This is a genomic window from Micromonospora phytophila (assembly GCF_023656545.1).
In the GTDB taxonomy this organism is placed as follows: domain Bacteria; phylum Actinomycetota; class Actinomycetes; order Mycobacteriales; family Micromonosporaceae; genus Micromonospora; species Micromonospora phytophila.
Map to the genome: position 1 here is coordinate 1 of NZ_JAMOKF010000443.1, position 3,665 is coordinate 3,665.

The 3,665-nt window shown below is 74.2% G+C and carries 4 protein-coding genes; all 4 read left to right on the forward strand.

The genetic code is table 11. The features are described from left to right. On the forward strand, positions 1–948 hold a 948-nt coding region (locus tag NCC78_RS29215; protein ID WP_250798567.1), incomplete at its 5' end, for a polyketide synthase dehydratase domain-containing protein. Between the two features lie 29 nt (positions 949–977). Beyond that, entirely contained in the window at positions 978–1,931 is a 954-nt protein-coding gene (locus NCC78_RS29220) for a TauD/TfdA family dioxygenase (RefSeq protein WP_250798568.1), read from the forward strand. Beyond that, positions 1,931–2,119, forward strand: a complete 189-nt coding sequence (locus NCC78_RS29225; protein ID WP_250798569.1) for an MbtH family protein — start codon at positions 1,931–1,933, stop codon at positions 2,117–2,119. The genes NCC78_RS29220 and NCC78_RS29225 overlap by 1 nt, the downstream gene beginning before the upstream one ends. Further along, on the forward strand, positions 2,116–3,665 hold a 1,550-nt coding region (locus tag NCC78_RS29230; RefSeq protein ID WP_250798571.1), incomplete at its 3' end, for a condensation domain-containing protein. The genes NCC78_RS29225 and NCC78_RS29230, both read left to right, overlap by 4 nt.

The window sequence follows — 3,665 nt, forward strand, 5'->3', positions numbered from 1 at the left end:
TCGTTCGGCCGGGGCCGGACCAGCATGCTGACCTTCGGGCCGCGGTGGGCGGCGCTGCGCGAGCACCACCTCGGCCAGGGCGAGGAGCTGGCCCGGGTCGCCGCGCCCGCCGAGGCGGCCGGGGACCTGCCCTCCTGGGGCCTGCACCCGGCGCTGCTGGACGTGGCGACCGCGTTCGGCCGTGGCCAGGGCTCCGGCACCTACCTGCCGCTGTCGTACGGGCGGATCGTGGTGCGCGGGTCGCTGCCGGCGCAGTTCCACAGCCACCTGCGGCACCGGGACAGCGCCACCGACGAGGTGGTCTCCGCCGACCTGTCGCTGCTCGACCCCGACGGACGGGAACTCGTCGCGATCAGCGATTTCGTGCTGCGCCGGGTCGACCAGGGCGCGGTGACCGGCGGGCTGGCCGCCGCGCCGCAGGCCACCGGGGCGGCACCGGCGGGACCGACCGAGGACATCCGGCCGGTGGACGGGGCCGAGGCGTTCCGCCGCAGCCTCACCGCCGGCCTCGGCGCGCAGGTCGTCATCGCCACCCGCGCGGTGGCGGACATCCGCCGCCGCGCCGCCCGGGTCACCACCGAGAGCCTGGAGAGCGAGCCGGAGACCGCCTCCTCGGCGCCGGCGGTCACCGGCGGCGGCTCGGCGGCGCCGAGCACCGAGTTGGAGATCACCATCGCCCGGGTCTGGCAGGACGGGCTCGGGGTCACCGGGGTCGGCGTCGACGACGACTTCTTCTCCCTCGGTGGCAACTCGCTGGTCGCGGTGCAGCTGATCGCCGCGATGCGCAAGGCGACCGGCGTGCGGCTGCCGATGCGCAGCCTCTTCGAGACGCCCACCGTGGCCGGGCTGGCCGCCCGGATCGAGGAGTTGCGGGCCGACGCCGCGCCCACCGACGAACCGGCCGCCCCGGCCACCATCCCCGCCATCCCGCGGCTGCCCCGCGCGTGACGACGAGCGACAACAGGAGTGAGAGAGCAATGAGCGACACGATCGCCACGCTGCCGGTGGTCGTCGAGAACGACGGCCGTCCCCTGACCGAGCTGATCGACGCCCGCCGCGGCGAGCTGCGCGCCGCCCTGGCGGAGCACGGCGGGCTGCTGTTCCGCGGCTTCGACGTGGGCGGGGTGGAGGGCTTCGACCGCGCGGTACGGGCGCTGTCCGGCGAACCGCTGGTTTACACCGAACGCTCGTCACCCCGGCACGCCATTGCCGGCCGGGTCTACACCTCGACCGACTACCCGCCGGACGAGGAGATCTTCCTGCACAACGAGAACTCCTACCAGGCCCGCTGGCCGCTGACGCTGTTCTTCTACTGCATCACCCCGCCCGACTCCCTCGGCGCCACCCCGTTGGCCGACGTCCGCCGGGTCCACGACGAGATCGACCCGGCGGTGCGCGACGAGTTCATCCGTCGCCGGTGGATGCTCGTGCGCAACTTCCACGGCGACTTCGGCACCCCGTGGCAGCACGTGTTCGACACCGACGACCGGGCCGAGGTCGAGGCGTACGCGGCGGCGAACCGGATCGAGCTGGAGTGGCGCGGCAAGGAGGGGCTGCGCACCCGAGCGGTCCGCGACGTGGTGCACCACCGGCCCGGCTCGGACGCCCCCCGCTGGTTCAACCACGCCACGTTCTTCCACGTGAGCACCCTCCCGAAGGACTACCAGGAGGGTCTGCTGGCCATGTTCGGCACCGAGGAGCTGCCGGCGAACACCTACTACGGCGACGGCGGCGAGATCCCCGCCGACGTGCTGGACCACCTGCGCGCCGCCTACCGGGCCGCCAGCGTCCGCTTCGACTACCAGCGCGCCGACGTGCTGGTGGTGGACAACATGACCGCCGCGCACGGGCGGGAGCCGTTCACCGGGCCCCGCAAGATCGCCGTCGCGATGGCCGAACCGCACACCCCCGACACCCCTGGAGCGAAGTGATGGCCGAAACCCGATTCCTCGTGGTCCGCAACGACGAGGAGCAGTACTCGATCTGGTCGGCCGACCGCGAGCTCCCCGCGGGCTGGCACGAGACCGGCTTCGCCGGCACCCGCGAGGAGTGCCTCGCGCACATCGAGACCGTCTGGACCGACATGCGTCCGCGCTCCGTGCGGGAGGCCGCCTCATGACCGGCCCGCAGGAGTGGAGCTTCCCGGCCTCCTTCGCGCAGGAGCGGGTCTGGATGGCCAACCAGCTCGACACCGCCTCGCCGGTCTACAACGTCTCCAGCCCGTGGCGCTACCCCGCCGGGATCACCCCCGAGCAGGCCACCGAGGTGTTCGGCCAGGTCGTCGCTCGGCACGAAGCGCTCCGCACCCACCTGCGGATGGACGACGGCGCCCTCACGCAGGTGGTCCGCGCGGCCGAACCGGTCGCGCTGCCCGTCGAGGACCTGCGCGGCCTCGACGAGGCGGAGCGCGCGCAGCGCCTGGCGGCCGTGCGCGTGGAGATGGCTCGCACCCCGATCCCGCTGGACGCCCCGCCGCTGTGGCGGGCCCGGCTGGTCCGGCTCCCCGTCGACGAGGTCGCCCTGCTGTTCGTGGTGCACCACGCGGTCTTCGACAGCCACTCGGCGGTGCTGTTCACCCGCGAGCTGGCCGAGTTCAGCCGGGCCGCGCTGACCGGCGCGCCCGTTGTCGTGCCCGAGCTGCCCATCCAGTACGCCGACTTCGCGGTTTGGCAGCGCGGTCAGCTGGCCGGCGCCGAGCTGAAGCGGCAGTTGGCGTTCTGGCGGGGCCACCTCGCCGGCGCGCCGGCGGTGACCGGGCTGCCGCTGGACCGGCCCCGCCCCGCGCAGCTCGGCTTCGCCGGCGACGAGGTGCACTTCGACCTCCCGGACGGGCTGCTCGACCGGGTCGGCCGGCTCGCCGCTAGCTCGGCCGCCACCCCGTACATGGTGCTGCTGGCCGCCTTCACCGCGCTGCTGTCCCGGATCTGCGGCGACGACGACGTGGTGGTGGGCGTCTCCACCGCCGGCCGGGACACCGCCGAGCTGACCCCGCTGATCGGCATGTTCGTCAACCCCGTCGCGCTGCGCTGCGACGTCGCCGGCGATCCCACCTTCGCCGAGCTGCTCGCCCGGGTGCGCGGTGGGCTGGTCGACGTGATGGAACACGGGCAGACGCCGTTCCAGAAGATCGTCGAGGCGGTCGCGGCGCAGCGGGACCCGTCGGTGCAGCCGATCTTCCAGACCGCGCTGAACTTCATCCCGGACTCCGGTCTCGACCCGGTGGCGCTGGGCACCACCAAGGACGACCTGGCCTTCGACATCACCACCGGCGCCTGCCGGCTGGTCTACCGCACCGCGGTGTTCGACCGCGCCACCGCCGAGACGGTCGTCGCCCGGTACGTGCGGCTGCTCACCGCCGCCGTCGCGGAGCCGGGGCGGCGGATCTCCGCGCTGCCGCTGCTCGACGACGCCGAGCGGGACCTCGTCCTGTCGACCTGGAACGACACCGCCCGCGAGGTGGCGCCGTCCACCGTGGTCGACGAGTTCGAGCGGCAGGCGGCGGCCACCCCGGCCGCCGTCGCGCTGGTCCGCGACGGCGTCGCGATGACGTACGCCGAGCTGAACGCCGCCGCCAACCGGCTCGCCCGGGTGCTGGTGGCCCGGGGCGCCGGCCCGGAGGCCCGGGTCGCACTGGCGCTGCCGCGCTCCGCCGAGCTGGTCGTGGC

Excerpts from the sequence above, each read along its gene's own strand:
- NCC78_RS29220 (WP_250798568.1), top strand. The coding sequence starts at position 978 with ATGAGCGACACGATCGCCACGCTGCCGGTGGTCGTCGAGAACGACGGC.
- NCC78_RS29225 (WP_250798569.1), top strand. The coding sequence starts at position 1,931 with ATGGCCGAAACCCGATTCCTCGTGGTCCGCAACGACGAGGAGCAGTAC.